We start from the raw sequence: 22909 nt of genomic DNA on the forward strand, positions 1-22909 counted from the left end.
TACATCATGCCGTTTCGGTCACGACCGCTTCGGCGAACCACGAGCGGAGGGATCGGATGCGGTCGACCGCATCCCCCTCGGTCGCCGCGCGGACGATCGCGGACCCGGCTCTGCGGACCGTGTTCTTGGTCATGTCGGGGGTGGGTGCTCCCACGACCTGGTCGACCGTCCCCTGGAGGACGCCGGGTCTGGCCAGGAGCTCGTCGACGGTCGGCACGCTGACCGCGGTCCCCTGGGGGGCGCGCAGGAGGGTGCAGCCGAACGCGTCGGAGGAGACGACGGGGATCCCCGGGGGAAGGCCCGCCGCGGCCTTGGCGTGTTCCTCGACCAGGTTCAGGCCGAACTTGGCCTGGAACACCTCGATGATTCCGCCGCCGCCGGCCCGTGCCGCGCACTCCGAGAACCAGAGTCCGTCGTCACCAGCGAAGACCTCCATGTGGAAGACGCCGTCGGTGAGCCCGAGGGCCTCCAGGCACGACAGCGCGAATTTCTCCGCGGTCGCGTACACGTCCTCGTCCCTTTCCGGGTCGAGCATGTACGAGCCGTTGATGCCGCCCGCCTGGATGTTGATGTTGTTGGTGAGATAGCGGGAGGCGGCGAAGGCGGTGAGACGCCCCTCGAACAGGCAGCCGTCGAGGTGCATTTCCCTGCCCGCGACGAACGATTCCAGTAGGAACGGTCCGGCGCCGGGGTCGGATTCCAGGAGTGCGCCGAGCCGCTCCCTGAGCTCTTCGGGCGTGTCCACGCGATAGGTGTGGGACGTACCGGCCCCCGCGACGGACTTGATCACCGCGGGCAGTCCGACGGCGGCGACGCCCGGATCGCCGAGGTCGTCGAGGGACGCCAGGAGGGCGGTGTCGGCGACGGGGATACCGGCTCGCGCGACGGTCCGCTTCTGCACGTACTTGTCGCGGAACCTCAGGGCGGTGGTGACGTCGGTGCAGGACCTCAGGCCGAGGAGCTGCGCCAGGGCGGCTCCCGCGACGAGGGCGAACTCGTCCGCGGTCCAGACCGCCACGATGTCGGAGACCGGGGTGTCCGACCGGTGCAGGGCCCCGAGCAGCGCCTCGACGCAGGTGATGTCGCCGCAGGGAAGGAGGACGCGGTCGGCGTCGGCCCGGAAGCGGACGCCGGGGTACTTCGCCGTCTCGACCAGCGTGACGTGGGGGATACCGGCGCGCTCCAGGGCGTCCTCGACGACGGGCTTCCAGCCGACGACGAGGATGCGCCCGTTCACACCGGCTCCGGGCGGGGGGTGATCACCGTGGACTCGTCGAACCACCGCACGACGTCGTCCAGGACTCGCCGTACGTCCTTGTGCGACGCACCGTGGACGACGGCGGAGGCGATGTGCGCGCTGCTGTGCGCCGCGACGCCCAGGTCGCTGCCGATCTCCGCGGTCAGGCGGTACTGGTCGACTCCGTCGACGGGGCACGACGTGGGTGCCTCGTCCAGCGTGCCGGCCCGCTCCGGGAAGATGACGAACCCGGCCAGGCGGTCCGGCGACTCGACGGCCTCGGGCGGCGGGAACCCGCCTCCCTCGGCGTGCACGCACGCGGCGACCGTGTCCACGCCGTAGGCGAGCTTGCACGCCTCGTAGATCTTTCCTCCGCCGACGCGTGAGGCGATCTCGTTGAGCAGCAGGTCGCCCTGCGGGGTCAGGAACGCCTCGGCGTGGAAGATGAAGGACTCCGGAGTGGGCAGCGCCTCGACGGTCCGCAGGGTCAGCTCGCGCAGGGGCTCCGTCAGCGGGTCGTCGGCGTCCAGCATCGCGCTCGTCAGGCCCACGCCGTCCCGGTAGGACAGGCAGGATCCGCACGCGGACACCGAGGTGAAGACCAGCTTCCCGTGCGCGACGAGCCCGTCGACGTGGAACAGCTCGTGCTCGATGAACCGCTCGGCGAGCAGCGGTGCCCCGTCGTCCCCTCCCAGTTCGGGGTGGCGGGCCGCGTAGTCGGCGAGCTCCGCGGGGTCGCGCAGGACCTCCACGCCTATGGACCCGCCGCCGCGCCGGGGCTTGACCACGATCGGGTAGCCCTGCTCGGCGGCGAACGCGTGGAGCGCGGTGGCGTCCGGGACGGCGGCGAACGGCGCCACGGGCACCCCGGCCGCGGCGAGCGTCTGCTTCATCCGCAGCTTGTCGCGGAAGGCCTCGGCGCTCTCGACGGTCTGCCCGGCGACCCCCATGGCGGCCCGCAGCCGCGCGGCCCGTAGGAGGTCGAACTCAGAGGTCGCGACGACCGCCTCGAACCCGTGCGTGGCGTGCAGCTCCAGCGCCTTCTGCTCGACGAGCGGGTTGCCGTGGAAGTCGGGCAGCACGACCGCGTCGGTGTAGCCGGCGAGTTCGGCCCGGGCCTTGTCCGGGTCCGCGCTCACCCCGTCGGCCGAGGAGAGCAGCACCACCTCGTGGCCGGGGCCCAGCCACTTCAGATACGTGGTGGTGGCCAGCTTCCACCGGTTGATGACCAGGATCTTCACGATGTTTCCTTCTCGACGTACGTGGCGTTGGCGGGGAATGCGACCGCCGTAAGGAGCGGCACCGCTCCGGCCGCGAGGAAGACCCAGGCGAGGCCGACGGTCGCCGCGAGGGCTCCCGCGATCAGGGAACCGAGCGGGAAGACGCCCCAGGTGATCCACCGGTAGGCGGCGTTGACGCGGCCGAACAGGGCCGCCGGGATGGTCGTCTGGCGGTACGAGACGATCGACACGTTCCACACGATGACCACCAGGCCGTAGCAGAACAGTCCCGCCGCGACGACCGGCACGCTCGGCACCGCGAGGGCCAGGAAGCACAGGCCGAGGACCGGGCCGCCGTACCGCATCAGCGGCTGCTGCCCGAAGCGCCGCACCAGGCGGCCCGTCAGCGGACCCGCGAGGACGCTGCCGACGGCGAGGCAGGAGAGCAGCAGGCCGTACGTGGTCTCCGAGAGCCCGAGCCGGCCGGGGGCCACCGCCCACAGGGGCAGGAGGGTCAGGCACATGGAGTACGAGAGGTTGTTCGCGGCGGCGGCGACGGCCAGCCTGCCGAGGTCGGGGCGACCGCGGAAGTAGCGGAGCCCTTCGCCCAGTTCGGAGACGAGCGCCTTGAAGGACACCTTGCCCTTGACGGGGCCCGTGGCGCCGGCGGGGGGCTGCGCCGGGGCCGTCACCGGGTCCGGCACGGCTCCGCCGGGGAGGCGTCCCAGGGCCCAGACGGTCACGGCGTACAGCGCGGCCACGGTGGCCAGACCCTGCCCGGAGCCGAGCGCGACGACGAAGCCGCCGAGGGCCGGGCCGAGGAGCTGGGCGAGGAACATCTGGGTGGACTGCACCGAGGAGTTGGCGCGGGGCAGCTGGTCCTTGTCGACCAGCCGGGGCAGCGCCGACTGCGCGGCGACGTCGACGAAGGTGCCCGCGCAGCCGATCGCGAAGGCGGTGACGGCGAGCAGCCACAGCGGCAGCCGGTCGAACACGGCCAGGAGGCACATCAACGTCATCAGGACCAGGCGGAGCCCCGAGGCCCAGCGCATGACCGTGCGCGGTTCGTAGCGGTCGGCGACGACGCCCGCGGGCAGGGTCGCGACCAGCCACGGCAGCCGGACCGCCAGGCCGACCATCGCGACGGCGAACGCCGACCGGGTGACGCCGAGCGCGAGCAGGGGCGTCGCGATGCGGTAGATGCCGTCGGCGAGGTCGGAGCTGACGACGGCGGACTGGTAGATGCGGAACGGCTTGCCCAGCGGCTTCCTGTCGGTGTGCGCGGCGCTGGGCCGGAGGAGGGTCAGCACGGCCGGTCCACGAGGACGACCGAGCTCATCCGGGCTCCGTGGTTGGCGTTGAGGACCTGCCCGCCGGCCGGGACGCCGTGCCGGACGAGGACGCCGGTGGCGCGCCCCCCGAAGAGGAACGGGCCGAGGACGAAGGGGACTTCGGCGCGTTCGACGGCACCCGTCTCGGCGTGCGAGAAGTCCATGGCGATGAGGTCGGGTTCGGCGAAGCGCTGGATGATGTACGGGTGGCTCGCCCGTGCCGCCGCGGCGAGACCCGCCTCCCACTCGGCGTCGGAGACCGTCGGACCGAGCAGGACCCCGGAACCCCCGTAGCCGCTCGTGGGCTTGAGCACCAGCTCGGCCCGGTGTTCGCGGGCATACGCGAGCAGCTCCTCGTCCATGACGCCCGGTGTGGACAGCAGCGCCGTCCACGGCACGTAGGTCTCGACGAGCTGCCGGTCGGCGGCGTCGAGGAGCTCCGCGTCGGCCCAGAGCCAGGCCAGCGTGGTCTTGTCGCTCAGCAGCCACGCCGCCTCGTCGGTGTGCATCCCGACCCGGTCGTCGCGTACGGCGCGGATCAGGGCGTCCAGGCCGGGGCTGGGCGGCTGGTCCCCCTGGAAGAGCCGGAACACGGCGTCCACGGGCCTGCCGTCGAACGTCAGCCGGCCGGTCTCGTCGGTGGTCAGGTCGTCCATGGCGCAGGCGACCGTGTCCAGGCCGTGACGGCGGCCGCTCTCGCACATCGGGGCCATCCACGCGATGAACGCCTCGGCGTTCTCCAGACCGGGCGGCGTCCCCTTGCTGAAGGCCGGGATGACGACGCGGGCTCCCTCGGGCAGTCCGAGGGACGAGCGGATGACCGCGGACCGGGCGTCGACAGCGGAGTCGGGGGCGCTGAAGACGGGCGTCCCCTCGCCGTCCAGGTCCTGGCAGACCTGGTGGAAACGGCGGGCCAGGAGATCGGCGTGGAGCGTGCCGCCGATGGCGCCGTCGATGTTGAACTCGACGAACAACGGCACGCCGGCGGAGTAGACGATGTCCGGCCGGGCGGAGACGAGCAGGTCGTCGCCGAGGACGTCGTCGTGACGCAGCAGAGGAGTGTCCTCCGCCGGCACCCGGAGGACCTCCAGCAGCTCCCGGACGGTGCCCGCCCGGCGCCGGCACGCCTCCAGGACCAGCCGCATCAGGCGCTGCGACACCACGCCGAGCTCGGCGTAGTGGTCCCGGTCGAGGAAGACCGGCCGAAGGGGCCGCCACGGGCCCTTGGATCCCGAGATCCCGTCGTGCACGTCCGCGACCCGGGACGCCGCGTGCTGGGTCAGCGCCTCGCGTACCGCCGCGGGAAAGCGCTCCCACTGATCACCCGAGGTGCTTCCTCCGGGCATGCCTGTTGCTTCCACAATCTCTCCTGTGTCCTCGCCGATGGCGCTACAGCGCGTACTTCGCGATCTCGAACCCGAGGACCTCCTCCAGATCCGCGATCAGTTCCAGACCGCGGGCTCTGGCCTGCTCGGTGGTCTCCGCCGGGAGGCAGCAGAAGCCGAAGACCGTGAAGTTGCCCATCTGCTTGGGGATGTGCTGTCCGCTGCTGAGGTTCAGGGAGTACGCGATCGGCCCGTGCTTCTCCTTGATCCGCTCGATCCGCTCCTCCACGCCCTCGGGGAGCACGCCGCCGGTCACGCTGCCGAGGGCGATGGAGATGCCGGCGGAGCCGAACGGCGGCTGCTGGACGGTGAATTCCTCGCCCAGGTGCTCCTGGACCAGCAGGCGGAACGGGTCGTCCCCCGTGATGTGCCGGTAGACGAACGGCGCCATGCCGCCCATGATCCGGCCGTTGACCTCGACCAGGACCGGGCCGTCCGCGCTCATGATGAACTCGACGTGGTAGAGGCCGACGGTCAGGCCGAGTTCGGTGAACACCGCCTGCATGTAGTCCTTGACGTCGGCCTGTTCCGCGCTGTTCAGACCGGCCGGCAGGACCGCCGCGACCTCGTATAGGGCGTTGTGCGTCGCCTGCTCACGGCGGGCGATCATGAAGATCTCGATCTCGCCGCCGTTGGCGACGATCTCCGCCGAGTGCAGGACGCCCTGGACGTACTCCTCCATGAGCAGCTCGGTGCTGACCAGGGTGGAGAGCGTGCGGCTCAGCGCCTCGCGCGAGGCCGGCAGCTCCTCGAAGTACGCGGTGACCTCGTCCTCGGTACGGGCGATGGCCACGCCCTCCTTGCCGGCGCTGCGGCTCGGCTTGATGACGACCGGCAGACCCAGGTCGCGGGCGGCGGCGAGGGCCTCCTCGCGGGTCTCCACACGGAGGTGGCGGGCCGAGCGGATGCCGGCGGCCTTCAGGGCGTCCCGGCAGCGGTCCTTGGTGACGGCTGTCTCCATGGACCGTACGGACGTCGTCCGGATGCCGAGGGCCTCGGCGGCCTTGACGGTGGGGACGACGGCCGGCTCGGAGGTGGTGAGGACGGCGTCGATCCGCCGGTCGGCGTGGATCTTCTTCAGGGCGTCGAGGAGGTCCGCCTCCAGGTGGTCGATGGCGACGACCTGGTCGGCGTGGGCGAGTGCCGCCCGTAGGCGCTCCTCCGGCGTCTTGCCGAGCTTGAGGGCGGAGGCGTCCCCGGGCTGGACGAAGGTCACGAAGTGGCCCATGTCCTTGGCGGATTCGAGGGCGGGGAGGGTTGGGCCGGTGCTGTCGACGAAAACTACGTGGGTCATGTCGGGGTGCCTCCTAGAACATGGGGTAGATCGAGGAATCCGGCTTGGTCTTCTTGGACGAGCCGAAGATCCGCCGGAAGAAGGACAGGAGGGATGTCATGGGGTGTGACTCCGTGGGTTCCGTGGGGGCGTGGCGAGGGCGCGGGGGTCGGGCCGCCTAGAGGAGCTGAAGCAGCTTCCTGGCGACGAAGTCGTGACCCTCGTCGTTGAAGTGGATCCGGTCGACGAACAGCCACTGGTCGTCGGTGATCGCGTCGGCGAGCACGGGGCTGAGGTTGACGAAGCCGACGCCCATCTCCTTCGCACCGGTCTCGATGCGGGCGGCGTAGTCGAGGTTGACCTCGGTGCGCAGGATGTCGCCGTAGGTCGCGGTGAAGCCGCCGATGGCGTCGAGCTCGGCGAAGATCTCCTCCTCCTCGGGGGAGCCCTTCGGGCGGACCCAGCCCGCGAGCGGCTGGAGGACGTAGGTGAGCTTGGCGCCCAGGTCCTCCGCGACCGTCTGCCACTGCCTGAGGTGGCGCAGAGTCAGGTCGGTGGCGTAGTCGAGCTGTTCCTCCATCGACGGGACGGGCTCGTCCTGCGCCGGGCGGGAGGGGTCGATGCCGCGCAGCCGCTGGAACATCGAGGGGGAGTCGGCGGCCTCGGCGGGCAGCGCGTCGAAGAACTGGCCGGCGTTGAAGAAGGCCCCGTGGTCGCCGCGCCGCGACTGCGGCTGGCGCGCCAGACCGAGGTTGTTGAATCCCGAGAAGAGGACGATCTCCTCGACCTTGGGCAGCAGGTGCCGGTAGAGGGTGAGCAGCAGCAGCTCCTGGGTGGAGTTGAAGCTGCGGCCGCCGAAGTTCAGCCAGGGCTCGGGGCGGGGGTCGCGGGCGGTCAGACGGGACGGCAGGGTCCAGTCGTCGCCGGCGGCTCCGATGCCGAAGACGGTGGAGCTGCCCGCGAGGAGGCGGACGGAGTCGATGCCGTCGTGGTCGGCCACGGAGACGGGCCGGCCGTCGGCGGTGGTCGCGTAGCGGAAGCCGACGGAGTCGGTGTTCACGGTCGTGGAGCGGTGGCCGGCGGGGTGGAAGTACATGAGGTACGGAAGCCAGCGGACGTCCCCGCCGTCGGTGAACTTGGCCTCGTAGTCCTGCATCTGTGGCGTGAGTCGGGCTCGCGCGGACATGGCAGTCATCATCCTTGGGTTGTTCAGAGTGTCTCGGTGGGGTTCAGTGGGTGGCCGTCGCGGGGCGGGCGTGGCCGACGGCTTCGAGCGCGGCGGCGACCTCCCGCCGTACCGCGGGGATGAGCCCCTGGACCGGGCGGGGCAGGTTCCCCTCGGAAACCAGCCCGAACTGCTCGGCGGCGGCCGACATCACGCGCAGGCTGCCGTGCTCGCGAAACAGGGCCCAGAGCGGCTCCAGCCCGTCGGATAGCCGGGTGGCGCGCTCCGCGTCGCCGGCGGCCGCGGCACGGGTGACGGCCAGGGCCGCCTCGGGCAGGAGTCCGCCGACGACCGAGTACCAGCCGTCGCAGCCAGCGTTCAGACCGGCGGCGGCCTCCCAGTCGCCGCTCACGCCGATGGTGACGCTATCGGGGATCACCTCGCGGATGGCCGCGACGTGCTCCCTGGCCCTGTCCGCTCCGGCGGGCACGCCGGGGATCTTGAGGGAGCCGACGTTCGGCAGGCGGGCGATCCGGCCGTACAGCTCCAGGGAGAAGTCCACGTGGGTGGTGCCGGGGTTGTCGTACACGCACAGCGGTACCGACAGCTCCCGCGTGACGTCCTCGTACAGGCCGAAGACCTCGTCGTCGGAGAGGGCCTGGTACGTCATCGGGGCCAGCAGCACCGCGCTCGCACCGGCGTTCTGCGCGTCCTCGGCGAGGGCCAGGACGTCGGAGGTGCGCAGGGCACCGATCCCGACCATGACCGGCGTGCCGGCCGCGGCGTCCACGGCGATCCTCGCGGCGCGGGCGCGTTCGGCGCGGTCGAGGTAGGCGTAGCTTCCGGTGGAACCGAGCGCGCCCACGGAGTCCACGCCCGCGGCGGCCAGCCGGGACACCAGACCGGCGTACGCCTTCTCGTCCAGCCCTCCGTCCCTGACGGGGGTCAGCGGGAAGGCGCTGAGTCCCGTGAACAGGGCGGCGGCGGTGTGCGCGACGGCGTTCACAGGCACGCCTCGACGACCTCGCCGAAGCGCTCGACCATCGCGTCGATGTCGGACTCGGTCACCACGAACGGCGGGGCGAACAGCACGTGGTTGCCGGCCACGCCGTCCACCGTGCCGTGTCCCGGGTAGAGGAGGAGGCCGCGGTCGAGGCCCTCCTTCTTCATCCGTCCGACGAGTCCCGCCCCGCCGAGCAGGGGGGCGCGGCTCTCCCGGTCCTGGACGAACTCCACCCCGGTGAAGAGGCCGCGGCCGCGGACGTCACCGACGTGCGGGTGGTCGGCGAACCGCTCCAGGAGTCCCTTGCGGAGCTGCTCGCCGCGGGCCCGTACTTGGGGCAGCAGGTCCTCGTCGACGATGGTGCGCTGCACCTCGAGGGCGATGGCGCAGGCCAGCGGGTGGTTGACGTGCGTCTGGCCGTTCTGGAGCACGCCCGAGCCGTTGCCCAGCGCGTCGTGCACGGAGGCGGAGACGAGGACCGCGGAGATCGGCTGGTACCCGGCGGCCAGTCCCTTGCCGACGGCGACGATGTCGGGCACCACGCCGTCCTCCAGGTAGGCGTAGTGGTGTCCGGTCCGGCCCATGCCCGCCATGACCTCGTCGAGGATCAGCAGCACGCCGTGGCGGCGGCACACCTCGGCGACCTTGGCCAGGTAGCCCGTGACGGGCGGCACGGCGCCGTTGGTGGAGCCGACCACCGTCTCCATGACGAAGGCGGCCACCCGGCCCGGGCCGGTCTGCCGGATCCGCGCGTCGAGTTCGTCGGCGAGCCGCTGGGCGTAGGCCGCCTCGGTCTCCCCCTCCGCCTGGTCGCGGTAGGCGTAGCAGGGCGAGACGAACTCGGCCGGGCCGAGGAGGGGTTCGAAGACCGAGCGGCGCTGGCTGTTGCCGGAGATCGCGAGGGTGCTCAGCGAGCTGCCGTGGAAGCTCTGGCGGCGCGCGATGAAGACCTGCCGGTCGCTCTCGCCGCGCTCGCAGTGGTACTGGTAGGCGATCTTCATGGCGAGTTCCATCGCCTCGGAGCCGCCGGAGAGGAACTGCGCGTGGGACAGCCCCCCGGACTGGCCGACCAGCAGCTCGGCGAGCTCCTCCGCGGGGGAGGTGGTGAAACTGCCGGCGTGGACCCAGGACAGGTCCCGGGAGTGCCGCTCCAGGGCCTCGGCGATGCGGGGGTGGCGGTGGCCGAGGCTGGAGACGGCCACGCCGCCGCAGGTGTCGAGGTAGCGCTGGCCCTCGCGGTCCTCCAGCCAGACGCCGTGGCCGCTGTCGGCCCAAACGGGCTGCTTGCCGATGTTCTTGTACAGGACGCTGGACACTACATTTCCCAAGCGGTCGGGGCGCGGTGCGCGCGGGGGCTGAATCGGGAGGTGCCGGTCACCTTGCGCAGGAGCGCGGCGGGCAGGCAGACGGTGACGAACACGAGGGCTGCGTAGAGGCGCAGGAACATCTCGGATCTCTTCCTGGATCGCGAACGGTGGGGGCCGGCCGAGGGCGGGAGCCGGCGGTGGCGCGGGACCGGATCAGTCGAGCGGGACCAGTTCGCGCCAGTCGACGGCCTCGACGAACTCCGGCTGGTCCGCCTTCACGAGCAGGAAGCGGCCGAGGACGAGGACGTCGATGCCCGTGCGCATGAAGCACTGGTACGCCTCCTGCGGCGTCCGGACGATCGGTTCACCGCGCACGTTGAACGAGGTGTTGACCAGGACGGAGCACCCGGTCTCCTTCTTGAAGGCGCGCAGGAGCCTGGTGAACTCGGGGTTGCGGTCCTCGTCCACGCTCTGGACCCGGGCCGAGAGGTCGACGTGGGTGATGGCCGGCAGGTCGGAGCGCACCTCGTTGATGCTGCCGAGGCCCGGGCGTGCCGCGTCCTCGCCCCGGTGCACGGCGATGTGGTCCGAGACCCGGGAGACCATGAGCATGTACGGACTCTCCATCCGGAGGTCGAAGTACTTCTCCACGTCCTCGCTGAGCACCGCCGGCGCGAAGGGCCGGAAGGACTCACGGAACTTGATCTTGAGGTTCATGGTCTTCTGCATCTCGGCGTTCCGCGGGTCGCCGATGATGGACCGGGCGCCGAGGGCCCGGGGCCCGTACTCCATGCGGTCCTGGAACCAGCCGACCACGGCGCCTTCGGAGAGGTGCCCGGCCGTGGCGGCGTACACGCTCGCGGCCGACTCGGGGTCGTCGGTGAGCTCGGTGAACGGGTAGCCGTTCCCGGTGAGGAAGTCGCGGATCTCCTCGTCCTCGTAACCCGGCCCGAGCAGCGATCCGCTCATCCCGTCGCGGAGGACGCCCAGGTGCGGGCGGCCCGAGACGGGAACGGCCGCGCTGAGCGCCGCGCCGAGCGCGCAGCCGGCGTCACCGGCGGCGGGCTGCACCCAGATCTCGTCGAACAGGCCGGACTCGCTGAGCTTGCCGTTGGACACGCAGTTGAGCGCGACGCCGCCGGCCAGGCACAGCCGCCGTTCACCGGTGAGCTCCGCCGCCCGCCGGGCGAGGCCGAGGACGGCCTCCTCGGTGACGACCTGCACGGAGGCGGCCAGGTCGCACTCGCGCTGGGTCAGCGGTCCCTCGGGCTCGCGGATCGGCCCGCCGAAGAGCTTCTCGAAGGCGGCGCCGACCATGCGCCGACCCTTGAGGTACTCGAAGTACTTCAGGTTCAGCGTGAAGGAGCCGTCCGGGCGCAGGTTGATCAGTTCGCGTCGGATCAGGTCGGCGTAGCGGGGTTCGCCGTACGGGGCCAGACCCATCAGCTTGTACTCGCCGGAGTCCACCTTGAAGCCGCAGTAGTAGGTGAACGCGGAGTACAGCATGCCGAGGGAGTGCGGGTACGAGATCGAGTTGACCAGTTCGAGGGAGTCCCCCCGGCCGTGCCAGAGGGTGGTCGTCTGCCACTCGCCGACGCCGTCGACGGTCAGGACCGCGGCGCTCTCGAAGGGCGAGGGGAAGTACGCGGAGGCGGCGTGGGAGCGGTGGTGCCGGGACGCCCGCGGCGTGGGCGGGGTGCCGCGGCCCAGGGTCAGCAGCTCCCGCTCGACCTCGTCGAGCGCGTTCCGCTTCCAGCGCAGCCACTGCGGGTACACGGCGTTGAAGGCGCGGAAGCCGCCCGGGCCGGAGCTGCGGAAGGACGAGCGCACCCGCTCGTACTTGAGGCCGGGGTCTTCGTAGTACGCGACCTGGGCGAGGTCGCTCAGGTCGATTCCGGCGTGGTCGAGGCAGTACCGGATCGCCTCCCGGGGGAAGGAGGAGTCGTGCCGCACCCGGGTGAAACGTTCCTCCTGCGCGGCGGCGACGACGACCCCGTCCTTGACGAGCGCGGCGGCGCTGTCGTGGTAATAGGCCGAGATTCCGAGGATGTACGAGGTCATCTATCCGATCACTTTCACTGCGGGGTGGTGCATCGAGGGCCGGGGCGCGGGGACGCCCTGTCCGGTCCGGGAGGCGACACCGGTGGGGAGGAGCCGTCGGAGGGAGCTCCGCAGCGCGGCCATCGGGCCGTCGTCCTCGGGGGGCACGGTGGCCAGGGAGGCGTAGCCGACGCGTACCCGCTCCCACTCGGCCCGGAGACGTTCGGGCTCGGCGGTCGTGATCCGGCGCAGATGGGTGTCGATGGCCTCGGCGGCCCATGCGGAGTGCCCGGTCGACACGTTGTCGATGGTGTTGTGGAGGTCGACGAAGTGCGTGCTGAAGCCGTAGTGCTTCAGGAAGCGGCGGGCGCTGCGGTAGCTGCCCCCCACCCCGGAGAGCTCCATGGCCAGGTTCAGGCCGAGGATCTCCGGGAGGAACGTCCGGGGCAGCTTGCCGATGGACAGCCAGTACACCGGCAGACGCAGCGACTCCTCGCGGACGCGCTCGTCGTAGGCGAACTCCCGGCTGCCGGTGGGCGGCAGCTCGACGCCCATCTGCCGCAGCCCGTCCCGGTAGATCTTCGGGTGGTTGAGCGGCATCTCTCCGTTGCCGAGCTCGTCCCAGTAGATCTCGAAGAGGGGGAAGCCGACCCGTGAGGATGCCAGGTGGACGTCGGTGAACCCCTGCAGCCAGGCACCGTCGATCAGGGTGAGCGGAGCGAGCTGCACGGTGGAGTCGACGATGTCCTCGCGCGAGGGCAGCGCGCCCGGGTCCGACTCCGTGAAGGCGAGGTCGTGCTGGTCGTGCTGGTCCAGCAGCCAGGCCCGCAGGCCCTCCCGGGGCCACGCGGCCGGCAGCGCCCGGCCGTCGCGGTCGACGTTCTCGCGGCTGGCTCGCAGCCAGGCCTGTACGTAGTCCACGGCGTAGGCCCGGCTCCACGGGGACAGCGCCCGGCCCTGGAGCTGGTAGTACGCCTCGCGCAGTTCCATCGCCACCTCGGCCGCCCCGGGGGACGGCGCGGAGGCCGGGCGGGGGGCCGGCGCGGGGTAGCCCGTGACCGGAGCGTCGGCCGTGTCGTCGTCCGGAGCGGCGGGGAGGCTGTCGATCCACCGGTTGATGACGTTGACGTCCTCAGGGGTGAAGATGCGGAACATCCGGCCGCGCGGTCCGATCAGTCCGCGGACCAGGGGGCTGCGCGCGTGGTCGCCCGGCCTCACGAGCTTGCTGCCAGCCAGAGCCCTGACCAGCGGCAGCGGTTCCGTCTGGGCCTCGCGGAACCACTGGGCCAGCGTCCGGTCGCCGAGCGTGAAGTCATGGTGGTACACGGCCGCCTCGCGGGCGCGCCGCCGGATCAGCTCGGCCAGGGCGCGCTCGGGCTCCAGGGCGGCGGCGCAGCGGTCGAGCAGCGCGGAGCTCCAGCGGTCCAGCGCGCTCGCCATCCATGCCGCGCCCTGGGCGACGCGTTCCCCGGCGCCCGGCACCTCGTCGGCACACAGGCCGGCGAGGCGCGCGGACAACGCCTTCGGGTCGTCGAGGCCGGTCTGTCCCGAGGCGGTGCCGGGGTCGAGCCGGGACCAGTCGATGGCCGACTCGCGGTACGGGCGCAGGGCGGCGAAGGCCGGGAGCAGGCCCAACGAGCGCCAGACGAGGTCCGCGCCGACGAGTTCGAAGAAGAACGCGTCACTGCGCCGGCTCATCGCGAGCAGGACGGCGGGGAGGGCGAAGAGCGCGTCGTCGATGTCCGCCACGCTCGCCAGCTCCTCGGCGGGCAGCGAGTGCTCGTGGAGCAACTCGCGCTCCAGGAGCAGCCGGTACTCGTCGTACCGGGAGGCCCGCGGCCTTCCGACACCGATGTCGTCGGCGAGCAGCGTCAGGGCCTGGAGCTGGAGGTCGTCCTCGAAGACGCCCGGCGCGCTCAGCCCCTGAAGGCAGACGCCGAGCACGGACGCCATCGGGAGCGCCTCCACCAGGAGGCCGCGGATCACCAGGTCGAGGGCCTCGGGGCTCTCGTGGGCCGCCAGCCGCAGCTGGTCGGCGTGCCGCACGTCCTCGCGTTGGCGCTCGACCTCGCTCAGGATCCGGTCAGAGGTGCCGGTGTCCCGCTGTTCGCGCTCCGGCCCGGCGACCTGTTCCATGAGCGTGCGCACCTGCGACACCTCGAAGAGCGCCTCGGGCTCTACGGCCTCTGCGTAGAGTCTCCGCCACACTGCCTGTTCCCCCATCCCTTTTCCGTGGCCATGACGTTGGCCATGACGTTGGCCATGGCATGCGACATGACGGACTTCAGAGCTCCGTCGAACCGCCGTGCTCGATCACGCACCCCACTGGGAGTCCTGCGGAGCGGGGCTTCCCCACTGCGAGTCCCGCAGGACGGCGCTTCCCCACTGGGAGTCCTGCGGAGCGGGGCTTCCCCACTGGGAGTCGCCCGGGAGGGCGACCGACAGGGAGCCGGTGCCCGCACCGACGAGACCGGCGATGACGAGCACGGCCTGGGCGCTCAGGGCAAGGCGAAGCCACAGCTTGGACATGTCAACCTCTGCTTTCGTCGTCCCCGGTCCGCGTGTTGTCAGCGGATCCCCCGGCGGGACTTCAACCATCATGAGGTGCGGTTTCAAGCCAGTGAGTTGCATTTGGCAGCATGAACAAGCAATGCGCAAACACGTAGGGGGGACATATGTGCACAAACCATGGAGATCCATCCGGAGACCTCTGCGAGACGGGTCTGCGGTACTACTCCGATCTGCTCGGTGACACGCCCCCGAAGGGGGAACCACCGCGCTGTTTGCTGGAGTTCGACCTGGTCAGAAGGCTGTCGAACGATGAGTACACACCCCTGGCGCCTCGGATGGCGACCTCGGCCCGGATGGGCCGCCTGGAGGAGGCGATCCAGGAGAAGCAGCGCGCTCTGGAGGCCATGCGGGCCTCGGTGTTCGAGGCGGAGCGTGTGTATTTGGACAGCCAGGTCTGGGGGAAGGCGCGCCTCATCCGTGAGATCCGCGGAGCCGAGGCCATCAGTACGACACTCTCGGCGGCCGTCCGTTCCTGCCGGCGGGAGCTGCTCACCGCCCAGCCCGGCGGCGGACGCCCGCAGGAGCTCCTGGAGACGGCCCTCGCCGACGACCTCAGCGCCCTGGGCCGCGGAATCCGGCAGAAGACCCTCTATCAGCACACCATCCGGTCCCACTCGCCGACGCTGGCCTACGCGGAACGGATCTGCGAGGCGGGCGGCGAGATCCGCACGGTGGACGAGGTCTTCGACCGCCTGATCATCTGCGACCGAGAGGTCGCGTTCGTCCCGGATCCCGAAGCGGTCCGCAGCGACCTCGCCCTCGCCATCGAGCATCCAGGGGTCGTCCGGTACCTGGTGGGCGTCTTCCACCACACCTGGCAGCGCGCCTCGCCGATCCACTCCGAAGCGATGAGCCACGTGATCCCGTCGGTGACCAACGACATCCGTCGCGCGGTGCTCCAGCTCATGATCGAGGGCCACACGGACGCGGTCATCGCCTCCCGCCTCGGCATGAGCCTGCGGAGCGTCACCAATCACATGCGCTGGGCCTCCGACCTGTTCGGCAGCCGCAGCCGCGCCCAGCTCGCCTACCGGATCGCGCGCAGCGGTTTCCTCGACGAGCAGAACGGCGACCCACCGGTCGCGGAAGCGTGTTGACGTCCGCTTCCGAGGCCACCGGTCTCCGAAATGGGGCCGAGGCGGAGCAATCCTGGAAGGGCCCACCGGTTCCGCCGACGGCATCGGCTGCAAGCGTGGCCGGCTCGGGCACCGTGTGAGGGTCCGCCGGCGTGGCTCCTGTACGAAGCCGACGACGCAGCGTCGCAGCCGCATCCGCTGCGGCCCTCGCCGCGGTGGCGACCGCCGCTTTCCTGGTGACCGACCGGGACACGGCGTCCGCGACCGCCTTCGTGCCGTCCGTACCCGAGGTGATCGCTCACCGAGGAGCGTCCGCCGTTGCTCCCGGAGAACACCCTGATCTCGGGGGAGGTAGCGCGCCAGACCGGAGCGGACCGGATCGAAAACGATGTCCGGCGGAGCCGGGACGGCGGCCTCTACGTGGTCCACGACGCAACCGTGGACCGGACGACCAACGGCAAGGGCAACATCGGCAAGCTGACCGCGGTCGGAGATCGACGCCCTGGAAGCGGGGTCCTGGTTCACGCCGGAGTACAAGGGAACTCGGATATCGACGCTGGACGCCCAGCTCCCGGACCTGCGAGAGCGCGGCGGGGAGCTTCCTGCTGGACATCACCGGAAGGCGGACATCGAGCGCATCATCCAGGCCGTACCATCTCCGCCGCCCCCGCGTCGGCCAGAAGGGAAGCCTTCCTTCACGCGCTGGAGACGGCCGCCGTGGCCGACCGCACGTGCAAGAAGCACGAGGCGGTCCGACACGCGCTGATGGCGTCGCTGCTCTGGGCGGATCTCCAGCCGACCGACTCACCGGTCGTCGACGTCAACTGTGACACCGAGCAAGGCCTTTTCCTATATGAGGCTCTGGGCGCCGGACGCTCCACCTACGCGGATCTCCGCGAGGGTGCGACCCGACTGCTGGAGATCAACAGGACACTTTCGTCGGTGTCCCGCAGCAGTGCCAGGTGCGGCAGGACGACGGTCTCCTGGGCGGCCAGCTCCGGGGACCAGGCGGTGAGTAGGTAGGGGGCGAAGCCTGGCTCGCTGGCGTGGAGGCGGCCGAGGAGATCCGTGGTGCTCTCGGTGCGCCGCACATCGCAGCGCAGGGGGTACTCGGGCATGGGGTATCCAGGTCCTTGACAGAGGAGCTGGTGCCCCGCCGAGGCGGGGCACCGGTCGGTCAGAAGTGGCGGTTCTCGGTCGGCCGGTCGGCTTCGGTGGCGGCCTGGAGCAGTTCCGTGAGGTCGTCGGGCTCGGAGGAGCGCTGGTCGATCCACCAGCCGGCACGGGTGATGGTGCGAGCGGCCCCCTCGATCTCCTCCCACTCGGTCTCGCTGGTCTCGCCTTCGAGGACCAGGGCGGTGTAGGCAGCGGCCAGGACCTGGTGGCGACAGCGCACACCCCAGGGGACCGCTCGCTCGGTCCCCTCCAGAGGAGGCATCCGGTACTGCTGTGACCAGGCTTCGGATTCGGCCTGCTCTTCGGCCCGCTTGGCCTCCAGCCAGGCGGCCTTGTCCTGCTCGTCGCCTTCCTTGGCGGCCCGCCAGCAGTCGGTGCACTCCTGCTTGGCGAGCCATTCGGCGAAGCCCGCGCGACGGTCGGCTGCCCGGTCGGACAGGTCGCGCTCGGCCTGATGGCCGCATGAGTGGGTGATCTGCCAGATGGTCTTCACGGCCATGGGAACTGCTCCTTACGGAAGTTGGGTCAGCGACTGCGGGAGAACGCGATGCGCGGGTCGACCGGCCGAGCCGCCGGAGCGGACGCGGGGACCGGCGCCTTGCCCTGGAGGCCGGCGCGGGCTGGGCTGGTGGCGAGCGCGGCGGCGCTGATGGGGGACTTGCGGGTGGTGAAGCCCTGACCGCGCTCGTGGCGGGTTGCCGGCGCGGGTGCAGGAGGGTGGCGCGCTGCTACGTCCTGGGCGAGACGGGGCTGCACTGCGACCTGGAGATCGGATCGGTGCATCGACACCGTGGCGCTCGCGACCTTCTCCAGGGCCTCGCTGCGGTCGACGGTGGTGGGCAGCGTGTAGATGTCCAGATCCAGGTTCAGCCGCCAGCCGTGTTCCTCCAGGACGAGTCGACCGCCGAGCGAGGAGGAGTGGTCGCTGGTGGCGGCCACGATGCCGAGTCGCGGGTGCTCGGCGATGGCGACGTCAGGTTCACCATTCGGGCCCTGGCCGCGTACGGGTGCTGCATCGTGTGCCAGAGAGGGGCCGAGCGCGGCGTCCACATCGACCCGGTAGCCAGCCTTGCGTAGCAGCTCGACTGCTCGGGTCGTACGACCTTCCCCGTCACGGTTCTGATTGGCCAGCGCGTACAGCGTCGGCTGGTCTGGGACGGGGTGGAAGTCGAAACCTTTCAGCATCCATGTGCTGGCTGCGAGGTTCTTCGGGCTCGCGGCGACGATGCCGTAGACGGGGTGGCGGCCGAAGGCCAGATCGGGCAACACGTCGTAGTGGCTGGGCATGGAAGATCCATCCGGTGGAAGCTCGGGGGCCGGGGCGGTCGACGGTCGTGGTGGTTCTGCTGGTGCAGGAGATGGCGCACTCCGAGGCGGGAAGCGGTCAGCGACCGGGTACGGACGGGGGATGGGGGGCCGTCAGCGCGGGACGCACGGCCGAAGCCGCTGGCAGTGGTGGTGGGCTCGTGCGCTGAGCGTTCGGTGAGAGCGCGAGGGCAGCAGTCACGCGCGGCGAGTCAGAGCCCGGCCGTGGAGGCACGTCGAGCTGATCGAGACGCGCGTCGACGGCGGCGAGCAACTTCGGGACACTGCCGCCGTACCGGGAGTGGGGACCGTCTGGCTCCGAGTCGTAGATCACTTCGTGGACTGTGGAGTCGTCGGGATGCCCGCGGGTCACCAGCCAGCTATCGGGATGTCCGGGCGGATGGCCGGCCGACGGCTCCTGGGGTGGCGAGATGATCAACGAACTACCGTCAGGGAGCCCGACGTGGACGATGTAGTCGCTGAGGCCGTACTCGACGGTGCACTCCAGACCGCGCTGCCGAAGGGGGACCGTGAGGTGTCCGTACCCGTGCTCCCGTTCCGGGGTGTCGGCATTGGCGTGCAGAGGGAGATGGGGGCTGGTGTGTGCGGTGACGGCTGCAGTCTCCTGCGGGAGGGAGACCGAGAACTGGTCGGGGTGCATGTGGTTTCTTCTCCGTGACGGGTGCCCCAGCAACCGACGGCGAGAGCCGCAGGCGCTGGGGCAGCGACGTTCCACGAGGATCCGGCGATTGACCGTTTTGGTGCCGCCGAGATTCGGTGCTACAGGCGTCAGCGGGAGCGACCTGGGGCGGCCGGATTCGATGCGGGCGGTGCCGGAGGCGAAGCTGGGGGTGTCCCGCGGTTGCCTGATGTGGACCGAGCGTGGGCCGCCTGGGCACGTTCAGTCTGCGGAGGCTGATCCGAGTTCGCCCGGCTGGCCAAGTAGTCGCCCGCACGCGCGAGCGCAGGGCCTTGTCCAGCTACAACGACACCGGCCCCGACGGCGATCATCCACCTCTCTCGGCCGCCGCGCTTGACTCGTTCCTTCACGGGATGCTGACCTGCGAGGATCTCATCGTCGCCGGGGGCCTGCGGGTCACCGACAACTCCACGGGCGTCACTTTCCTGCCCAGTTGCTGCGATGGCCTGGAGACCTGGCGCGACTGGCACCAGTTCGTCGACAACGGCAGCCTGCTCGGATTTGGCCACGACCCCGTGTCACCAATCGCGGAGCGCTTCGGCGACACCGTCCGGCTCACCGTCAACGCCGATCAGGCCGACAGTCCGGTGATCAAGCTGTCCGCAACCGAGCTCCGCCGCCTGCTCACCGGTGTCGAGCACGACCTCACCGACTTCCTCACGCTGGCAAGCGACTGGTCCGCCAGGTACCTGCCCGACCAGTGCGCCCCCGTCACAGCCGCCCTCGCCCGCCTTCTCGGCCTTCCCGCTCCGGCCATACCGCCGAAGCTCTCTAGTCCTTGAGTCCCCGGTAGGTCAGGGCGACCGTGTCACCCCGGACGTGCCGAGTCGGCTCAGACCTTGATCAGCTAGGTCTCCGCGTACAACGCGACCTCAGGAGCAGCTTCCACCCCTTGCCCGACCGCGCCGTGCACACACGCAGGGGTGAGACTGAGCGATCTCGGCAACTTGGCGTGAGCGTGCAAGTACTGTCTGCATCCGGAGTATCGGGCATTTGAAACGCTTACAAGAACAGGCGGAACAAACATGAGGACAGCCTTCCGCGCCTGCGCGATCGCCGCAGCGAACCTCTTGGCGGTGGCTCTGGCCACGACGGCGGGGCAGGCCACGGCTGCTCCCTCAGACGCTGCGTACCATGCGGAGGGGTGCCGTAACGACGGCACATCGTTCACGGACAGACTCATCCCCGGCCACTGTCTCCGGAACGGCGGCTACCGCCTGGAGATGCAGTACGACGGCAACCTTGTACTGTACTCCGGCTCCCGCGCCTGCTGGGCGAGCGGCACCGACGGGACCAACGAGGTCTACGCGAAGTTCTCCGGGGACTGGAAGCCCGACTCCCCCTACATGACGCTGGAGTCGCCCGTCGGCGAGCTGCGGAAGTACCGCGGGAAGTACACCGGGCTGCACAAGAGCGGGAACGTCAGCCTCAACAACAAGGGCGAGATTTGGATCGCCTACGGCAAGATGGCGGGCTGCTGACCCGGCGCCAGGACGGCACCGCCGACATCAGATGTCTCCCTTCCTCCTCAGGGCGAGGTCGCTGTTAAGCGAGGGCCGTCAGGCTTTGGGCGAGGGAGCGGGCTTCGGGTGTGAGGCCGTCGAGGATGTCTCGCGCGTAAGGGGTGTCGCGCCGGGCGGCAAGATCTTGGACGCTGGCCCACGTATCGGCGATCAGCTGCAGGGCTTGGCGCGCTTGATTGATGGTGTCCCGTCGTTGAACGAGGAATTCCTCGGCCCGCTGGTGTGCCTGGCGCCAAGTGACGTCCCCCTGTTCGACGAGCTGAGCGAGGGGCAGGGCGGTGTCACCGTCAGCCAGGCGGATGGCGTCGGCGGCGCGCACATGGCGCTGAAGTCGTTCGTCCTCTTGGCGTTCGTCGAGAGTACTGATGGCGTCATCGAGGGTGAGGAAGCCGTCGGTGACCTGCTCGGCGAGATCAGGGGCGTGCTCGCGAAGGCGGTCGTTCTGCTCTAGGAGGGCGGCGGTCCGGGCCTTGTGTTCGAGGGCGGTGCGGTATGCGGTGTCGAGGCTGATTTCTCCGGTGCGGACCTGTTCGGCGAGGTGGCGGGAGTAGTTGAGGACGACGTTGGCGGCGGACAGGCGGCTGCGGCTGAGTCCGTGGAGCTTGGCCTGCTCGCGCAGCGAGTGTCCCGAAACGGAACAAGCCATGGCGGTGATCATTGCCTGCTGGCCTTTGCTGATGTGCCGACGGAGCAGGTTGCCGCTCAGGATCACGTGCATGATGTCGTTGCCCGTGTAGGTGGTGAAGCGGGGTTCGACACCAGCGATCTTGCAGGCGGCGAGGCGGTTGCGGCCGTCGAGGAGGGTTCCGTCGGTGTCGAGGACGATCGGGTGGTGCTGGCCTTGGGCCTTGATGGACTCGGCGAGGTCGAGCAACTCGTCCTCGCTGATCGGGAAGTTGTCTGCGGTGGGGTGGATCTTCAGGGCGTACTCCTAGTCGGATAGCGGCTGTGGATCAGAGGGCGCGGCAAGGCCGGCCGGGAGAAATGGTTCGTGTCTGGGGCGACGGGGTCACCTCGTAGGAGATGAGGACCGCGGTGCCCCGCAACAGTGCTGCGGGGCACCGCGGAACTACCTCAGGGAGTTGGCGCGTGCGCGCAGGAGATCGTTGAGCACGCGCACCGGAGACGTGGGGCACATCGCGAGCCGGGCGTCCAGCGCTTCTTCCCACCGGTCAGTCAGCCCGAGCAGGAGGCGCTGGCGCATGCCGGCCGTGACGTGGGCGTAGCGCGCGGAGACCGAGCCGTCGATGTGTCCCATGCGTTCGTCCATGAGGACCTTCTCGGTGCCGAGGTCCTCCATCATCGTCCGGTGCGTGTGACGGAGGCCGTGGGGCGTAAGGCCCTTGGCGATGGGGAGCCAGCAGGCGTCCGCGCGCTGGCTCGCGCCCCGTCCCCGTGCCGGGATGCCGGGCCACGGCTCGCCGAGGATGGGCACCGGGCGGGCCTCCTGGGGTGCCTTCTTCGGATACCAGCCTGAGACCGCTGGGGTGAACAGCCAGGTGGCGAAGCCGTTTCGGCGCCAGTGGGCTGCATGCTCCGACGTGGTGCCGCCCCGTACGAACCCGAGGTCGGCGATCGCCTGCTCGACGCGGACTCGGGTGTCTTCCCGCACCCGGTCGGGATGGTTGAGGACGTTGGACACCGTCCCCGTGGACACCTCTGCGAGGCGGGCGACGTCGATGAGTTTCGCGCCCTGGTGGCCGCCGGTGCGCGCTGCTCCCTGGCCTCGGAAAACGTACGTCCTGCCGTGGCAGGGGCACGGCGTCGGCTTCGTACGGGCAATGTGGTTGAAGACCAGGGCGGACAGCCAGTCCATCGCGTCGATGGTGCGGTAGCTGTCGTCCTTGGGTGGGCAGCGCACCAGCTCGCCGCTGTCCAGCTCGTACAGCTGCCACTCGACTCTGAACGCGTTGTGGCGCACGAACTCCGTTTCCAGGCCGACGATTTCGCCCCAGCGCTTGCCGGTGTACCCCTTGAGGACCACGGCGACGAACTCATCGTCGCGGCCGGAGAGCAGCGCGGCCCGCTCAGCGGTGAGCAGGATGCCGAGCGCGTCGGTGACGACCTTCTCCGGGCCGCGGTCACGAGAACGGCCGGCGCGCTTGCCGCGCCCGCGCCGCCTTGCTGCCGGGTTGGAGGTGAGCAGGCCCTCGTCGATCGCGTCCTCGAAGATCAAGTGCAGCGTTGAGCGCCAGGTCTTGACGCTGGAAGCTGCGTACTCGGCCCGTTCCTTCTTCTCCCACAGCTCCACGTCCGTGCGCAGGACGCCAGCGAGCGCCTTGTCCTCGAACTCGGGGAGCAGGTGCTCCTCGATGTGGCGCCTGTAGTTCTGCATCGTCGAGGCGGCCAGGTCCTGGGCGGCGTACCAGCGGCTCGCGTACTCGCCGAAGGTCTCCTGGCCCAGCGCCGGGTCACGCCAGTCGCCCCGCCGGAACTTGTTCTCCGCCTCGGCTGCTGCCCGTTGGGCCTCGCCCTTGGTCGCGAACTTGAGCGGCTTGCCGTCCTCGCCGACGACGGTGAGGTGCTTGCCGGGCGCAATCTTGTACCGGCCGCGCCAGTAGTTTCCGCGCTTCTCGCCGAAACCCATGTGTCCCTCC

At 70.3% G+C, this 22909-nt stretch carries 20 protein-coding genes and 1 pseudogene; 4 read left to right on the forward strand and 17 right to left on the reverse strand.

Going from position 1 to position 22909, the window contains the following annotated elements:
• Positions 1-4 precede the first annotated feature (4 nt).
• The 12 genes from ACZ7P3_RS00895 to ACZ7P3_RS00950 all read right to left on the reverse strand — a co-directional run bounded on the left by ACZ7P3_RS00895 (position 5) and on the right by ACZ7P3_RS00950 (position 14490).
• Positions 5-1237: an ATP-grasp domain-containing protein gene (locus ACZ7P3_RS00895; protein ID WP_472078216.1), complete on the reverse strand. Its 1233-nt coding sequence runs from the start codon at positions 1235-1237 to the stop codon at positions 5-7.
• Complete coding sequence (locus ACZ7P3_RS00900) at positions 1234-2478, reverse strand: ATP-grasp domain-containing protein (protein WP_472078217.1); 1245 nt, start codon at positions 2476-2478, stop codon at positions 1234-1236. Before ACZ7P3_RS00900 ends, ACZ7P3_RS00895 begins: the two co-directional genes overlap by 4 nt.
• Positions 2475-3767 carry an MFS transporter gene (locus ACZ7P3_RS00905; RefSeq protein WP_472078218.1) on the reverse strand — a complete coding sequence of 431 codons (1293 nt, stop codon included), beginning with the start codon at positions 3765-3767 and terminating at the stop codon, positions 2475-2477. The genes ACZ7P3_RS00900 and ACZ7P3_RS00905 overlap by 4 nt, the downstream gene beginning before the upstream one ends.
• Complete coding sequence (locus ACZ7P3_RS00910; RefSeq protein WP_472078219.1) at positions 3761-5134, reverse strand: ATP-grasp domain-containing protein; 1374 nt, start codon at positions 5132-5134, stop codon at positions 3761-3763. The genes ACZ7P3_RS00905 and ACZ7P3_RS00910 overlap by 7 nt, the downstream gene beginning before the upstream one ends.
• 43 nt (positions 5135-5177) lie before the next feature.
• A complete protein-coding gene (locus tag ACZ7P3_RS00915) occupies positions 5178-6467 on the reverse strand; it encodes an ATP-grasp domain-containing protein (protein ID WP_472078220.1) in 1290 nt (429 codons plus the stop codon).
• 157 nt (positions 6468-6624) lie between these two features.
• Positions 6625-7632 carry an SGNH/GDSL hydrolase family protein gene (locus ACZ7P3_RS00920; protein ID WP_472078221.1) on the reverse strand — a complete coding sequence of 336 codons (1008 nt, stop codon included), beginning with the start codon at positions 7630-7632 and terminating at the stop codon, positions 6625-6627.
• Positions 7633-7675: 43 nt separating this feature from the next.
• Positions 7676-8623 (reverse strand): dihydrodipicolinate synthase family protein, encoded by a 948-nt coding sequence (locus ACZ7P3_RS00925; protein ID WP_260146132.1) that lies wholly within the window; start codon positions 8621-8623, stop codon positions 7676-7678.
• Positions 8614-9930 carry an aspartate aminotransferase family protein gene (locus tag ACZ7P3_RS00930; RefSeq protein ID WP_472078222.1) on the reverse strand — a complete coding sequence of 439 codons (1317 nt, stop codon included), beginning with the start codon at positions 9928-9930 and terminating at the stop codon, positions 8614-8616. Before ACZ7P3_RS00930 ends, ACZ7P3_RS00925 begins: the two co-directional genes overlap by 10 nt.
• Positions 9930-10061 carry a hypothetical protein gene (locus tag ACZ7P3_RS00935; RefSeq protein ID WP_260146133.1) on the reverse strand — a complete coding sequence of 44 codons (132 nt, stop codon included), beginning with the start codon at positions 10059-10061 and terminating at the stop codon, positions 9930-9932. The genes ACZ7P3_RS00930 and ACZ7P3_RS00935 overlap by 1 nt, the downstream gene beginning before the upstream one ends.
• Before the next feature lie 73 nt (positions 10062-10134).
• A complete protein-coding gene (locus ACZ7P3_RS00940) occupies positions 10135-11982 on the reverse strand; it encodes a carbamoyltransferase family protein (protein WP_123513543.1) in 1848 nt (615 codons plus the stop codon).
• Positions 11983-14184: an iron-containing redox enzyme family protein gene (locus ACZ7P3_RS00945; RefSeq protein WP_472078223.1), complete on the reverse strand. Its 2202-nt coding sequence runs from the start codon at positions 14182-14184 to the stop codon at positions 11983-11985.
• Between the two features lie 90 nt (positions 14185-14274).
• Positions 14275-14490: a hypothetical protein gene (locus tag ACZ7P3_RS00950; protein ID WP_472078224.1), complete on the reverse strand. Its 216-nt coding sequence runs from the start codon at positions 14488-14490 to the stop codon at positions 14275-14277.
• Positions 14491-14807: 317 nt separating this feature from the next.
• Here ACZ7P3_RS00950 and ACZ7P3_RS00955 point away from each other — a divergent pair, with 317 nt between their 5' ends.
• Both ACZ7P3_RS00955 and ACZ7P3_RS00960 read left to right on the forward strand, forming a co-directional pair.
• Positions 14808-15629, forward strand: coding sequence for a helix-turn-helix domain-containing protein (locus ACZ7P3_RS00955; protein ID WP_472078225.1), 822 nt, complete (start codon positions 14808-14810; stop codon positions 15627-15629).
• Between the two features lie 297 nt (positions 15630-15926).
• Positions 15927-16082, forward strand: a pseudogene (locus ACZ7P3_RS00960) (glycerophosphodiester phosphodiesterase family protein); the annotation flags it as partial.
• A 407-nt stretch (positions 16083-16489) separates the two neighbouring features.
• Here ACZ7P3_RS00960 and ACZ7P3_RS00965 read toward each other — a convergent pair.
• Genes ACZ7P3_RS00965 through ACZ7P3_RS00975 form a run of 3 tightly spaced genes read right to left on the reverse strand, consistent with a single transcriptional unit; the run spans position 16490 to position 18071 of the window.
• On the reverse strand, positions 16490-16726 hold the full coding sequence (locus ACZ7P3_RS00965) for a hypothetical protein (RefSeq protein ID WP_472078822.1): 237 nt from the start codon (positions 16724-16726) through the stop codon (positions 16490-16492).
• Between the two features lie 59 nt (positions 16727-16785).
• Positions 16786-17283 carry a hypothetical protein gene (locus ACZ7P3_RS00970; RefSeq protein ID WP_472078226.1) on the reverse strand — a complete coding sequence of 166 codons (498 nt, stop codon included), beginning with the start codon at positions 17281-17283 and terminating at the stop codon, positions 16786-16788.
• A gap of 26 nt (positions 17284-17309) precedes the next feature.
• Entirely contained in the window at positions 17310-18071 is a 762-nt protein-coding gene (locus ACZ7P3_RS00975) for a hypothetical protein (protein WP_472078227.1), read from the reverse strand.
• A 990-nt stretch (positions 18072-19061) separates the two neighbouring features.
• Here ACZ7P3_RS00975 and ACZ7P3_RS00980 point away from each other — a divergent pair.
• Positions 19062-19571: a hypothetical protein gene (locus ACZ7P3_RS00980; protein WP_472078228.1), complete on the forward strand. Its 510-nt coding sequence runs from the start codon at positions 19062-19064 to the stop codon at positions 19569-19571.
• A gap of 243 nt (positions 19572-19814) precedes the next feature.
• The gene (locus ACZ7P3_RS00985; RefSeq protein WP_472078229.1) at positions 19815-20270 is read left to right on the forward strand and encodes a hypothetical protein; all 456 of its coding nucleotides are present in this window, start codon (positions 19815-19817) and stop codon (positions 20268-20270) included.
• 64 nt (positions 20271-20334) lie between these two features.
• Here ACZ7P3_RS00985 and ACZ7P3_RS00990 read toward each other — a convergent pair whose 3' ends face one another.
• On the reverse strand, positions 20335-21186 hold the full coding sequence (locus ACZ7P3_RS00990; protein ID WP_472078230.1) for a hypothetical protein: 852 nt from the start codon (positions 21184-21186) through the stop codon (positions 20335-20337).
• Positions 21187-21381: 195 nt separating this feature from the next.
• Positions 21382-22899 carry a LacI family DNA-binding transcriptional regulator gene (locus tag ACZ7P3_RS00995; protein WP_472078231.1) on the reverse strand — a complete coding sequence of 506 codons (1518 nt, stop codon included), beginning with the start codon at positions 22897-22899 and terminating at the stop codon, positions 21382-21384.
• Positions 22900-22909: the final 10 nt, after the last annotated feature.

This window comes from Streptomyces sp. NPDC107581 (assembly GCF_055657175.1).

Coding starts and splice junctions, on each gene's coding strand:
- ACZ7P3_RS00910 (WP_472078219.1), bottom strand. CDS start 5,134: ATGCCCGGAGGAAGCACCTCGGGTGATCAGTGGGAGCGCTTTCCCGCG.
- ACZ7P3_RS00915 (WP_472078220.1), bottom strand. CDS start 6,467: ATGACCCACGTAGTTTTCGTCGACAGCACCGGCCCAACCCTCCCCGCC.
- ACZ7P3_RS00920 (WP_472078221.1), bottom strand. CDS start 7,632: ATGTCCGCGCGAGCCCGACTCACGCCACAGATGCAGGACTACGAGGCC.
- ACZ7P3_RS00935 (WP_260146133.1), bottom strand. CDS start 10,061: ATGTTCCTGCGCCTCTACGCAGCCCTCGTGTTCGTCACCGTCTGCCTG.
- ACZ7P3_RS00940 (WP_123513543.1), bottom strand. CDS start 11,982: ATGACCTCGTACATCCTCGGAATCTCGGCCTATTACCACGACAGCGCC.
- ACZ7P3_RS00945 (WP_472078223.1), bottom strand. CDS start 14,184: ATGGGGGAACAGGCAGTGTGGCGGAGACTCTACGCAGAGGCCGTAGAG.
- ACZ7P3_RS00950 (WP_472078224.1), bottom strand. CDS start 14,490: ATGTCCAAGCTGTGGCTTCGCCTTGCCCTGAGCGCCCAGGCCGTGCTC.
- ACZ7P3_RS00955 (WP_472078225.1), top strand. CDS start 14,808: ATGGCGACCTCGGCCCGGATGGGCCGCCTGGAGGAGGCGATCCAGGAG.
- ACZ7P3_RS00965 (WP_472078822.1), bottom strand. CDS start 16,726: ATGCCCGAGTACCCCCTGCGCTGCGATGTGCGGCGCACCGAGAGCACC.
- ACZ7P3_RS00970 (WP_472078226.1), bottom strand. CDS start 17,283: ATGGCCGTGAAGACCATCTGGCAGATCACCCACTCATGCGGCCATCAG.
- ACZ7P3_RS00975 (WP_472078227.1), bottom strand. CDS start 18,071: ATGCCCAGCCACTACGACGTGTTGCCCGATCTGGCCTTCGGCCGCCAC.
- ACZ7P3_RS00985 (WP_472078229.1), top strand. CDS start 19,815: ATGAGGACAGCCTTCCGCGCCTGCGCGATCGCCGCAGCGAACCTCTTG.
- ACZ7P3_RS00995 (WP_472078231.1), bottom strand. CDS start 22,899: ATGGGTTTCGGCGAGAAGCGCGGAAACTACTGGCGCGGCCGGTACAAG.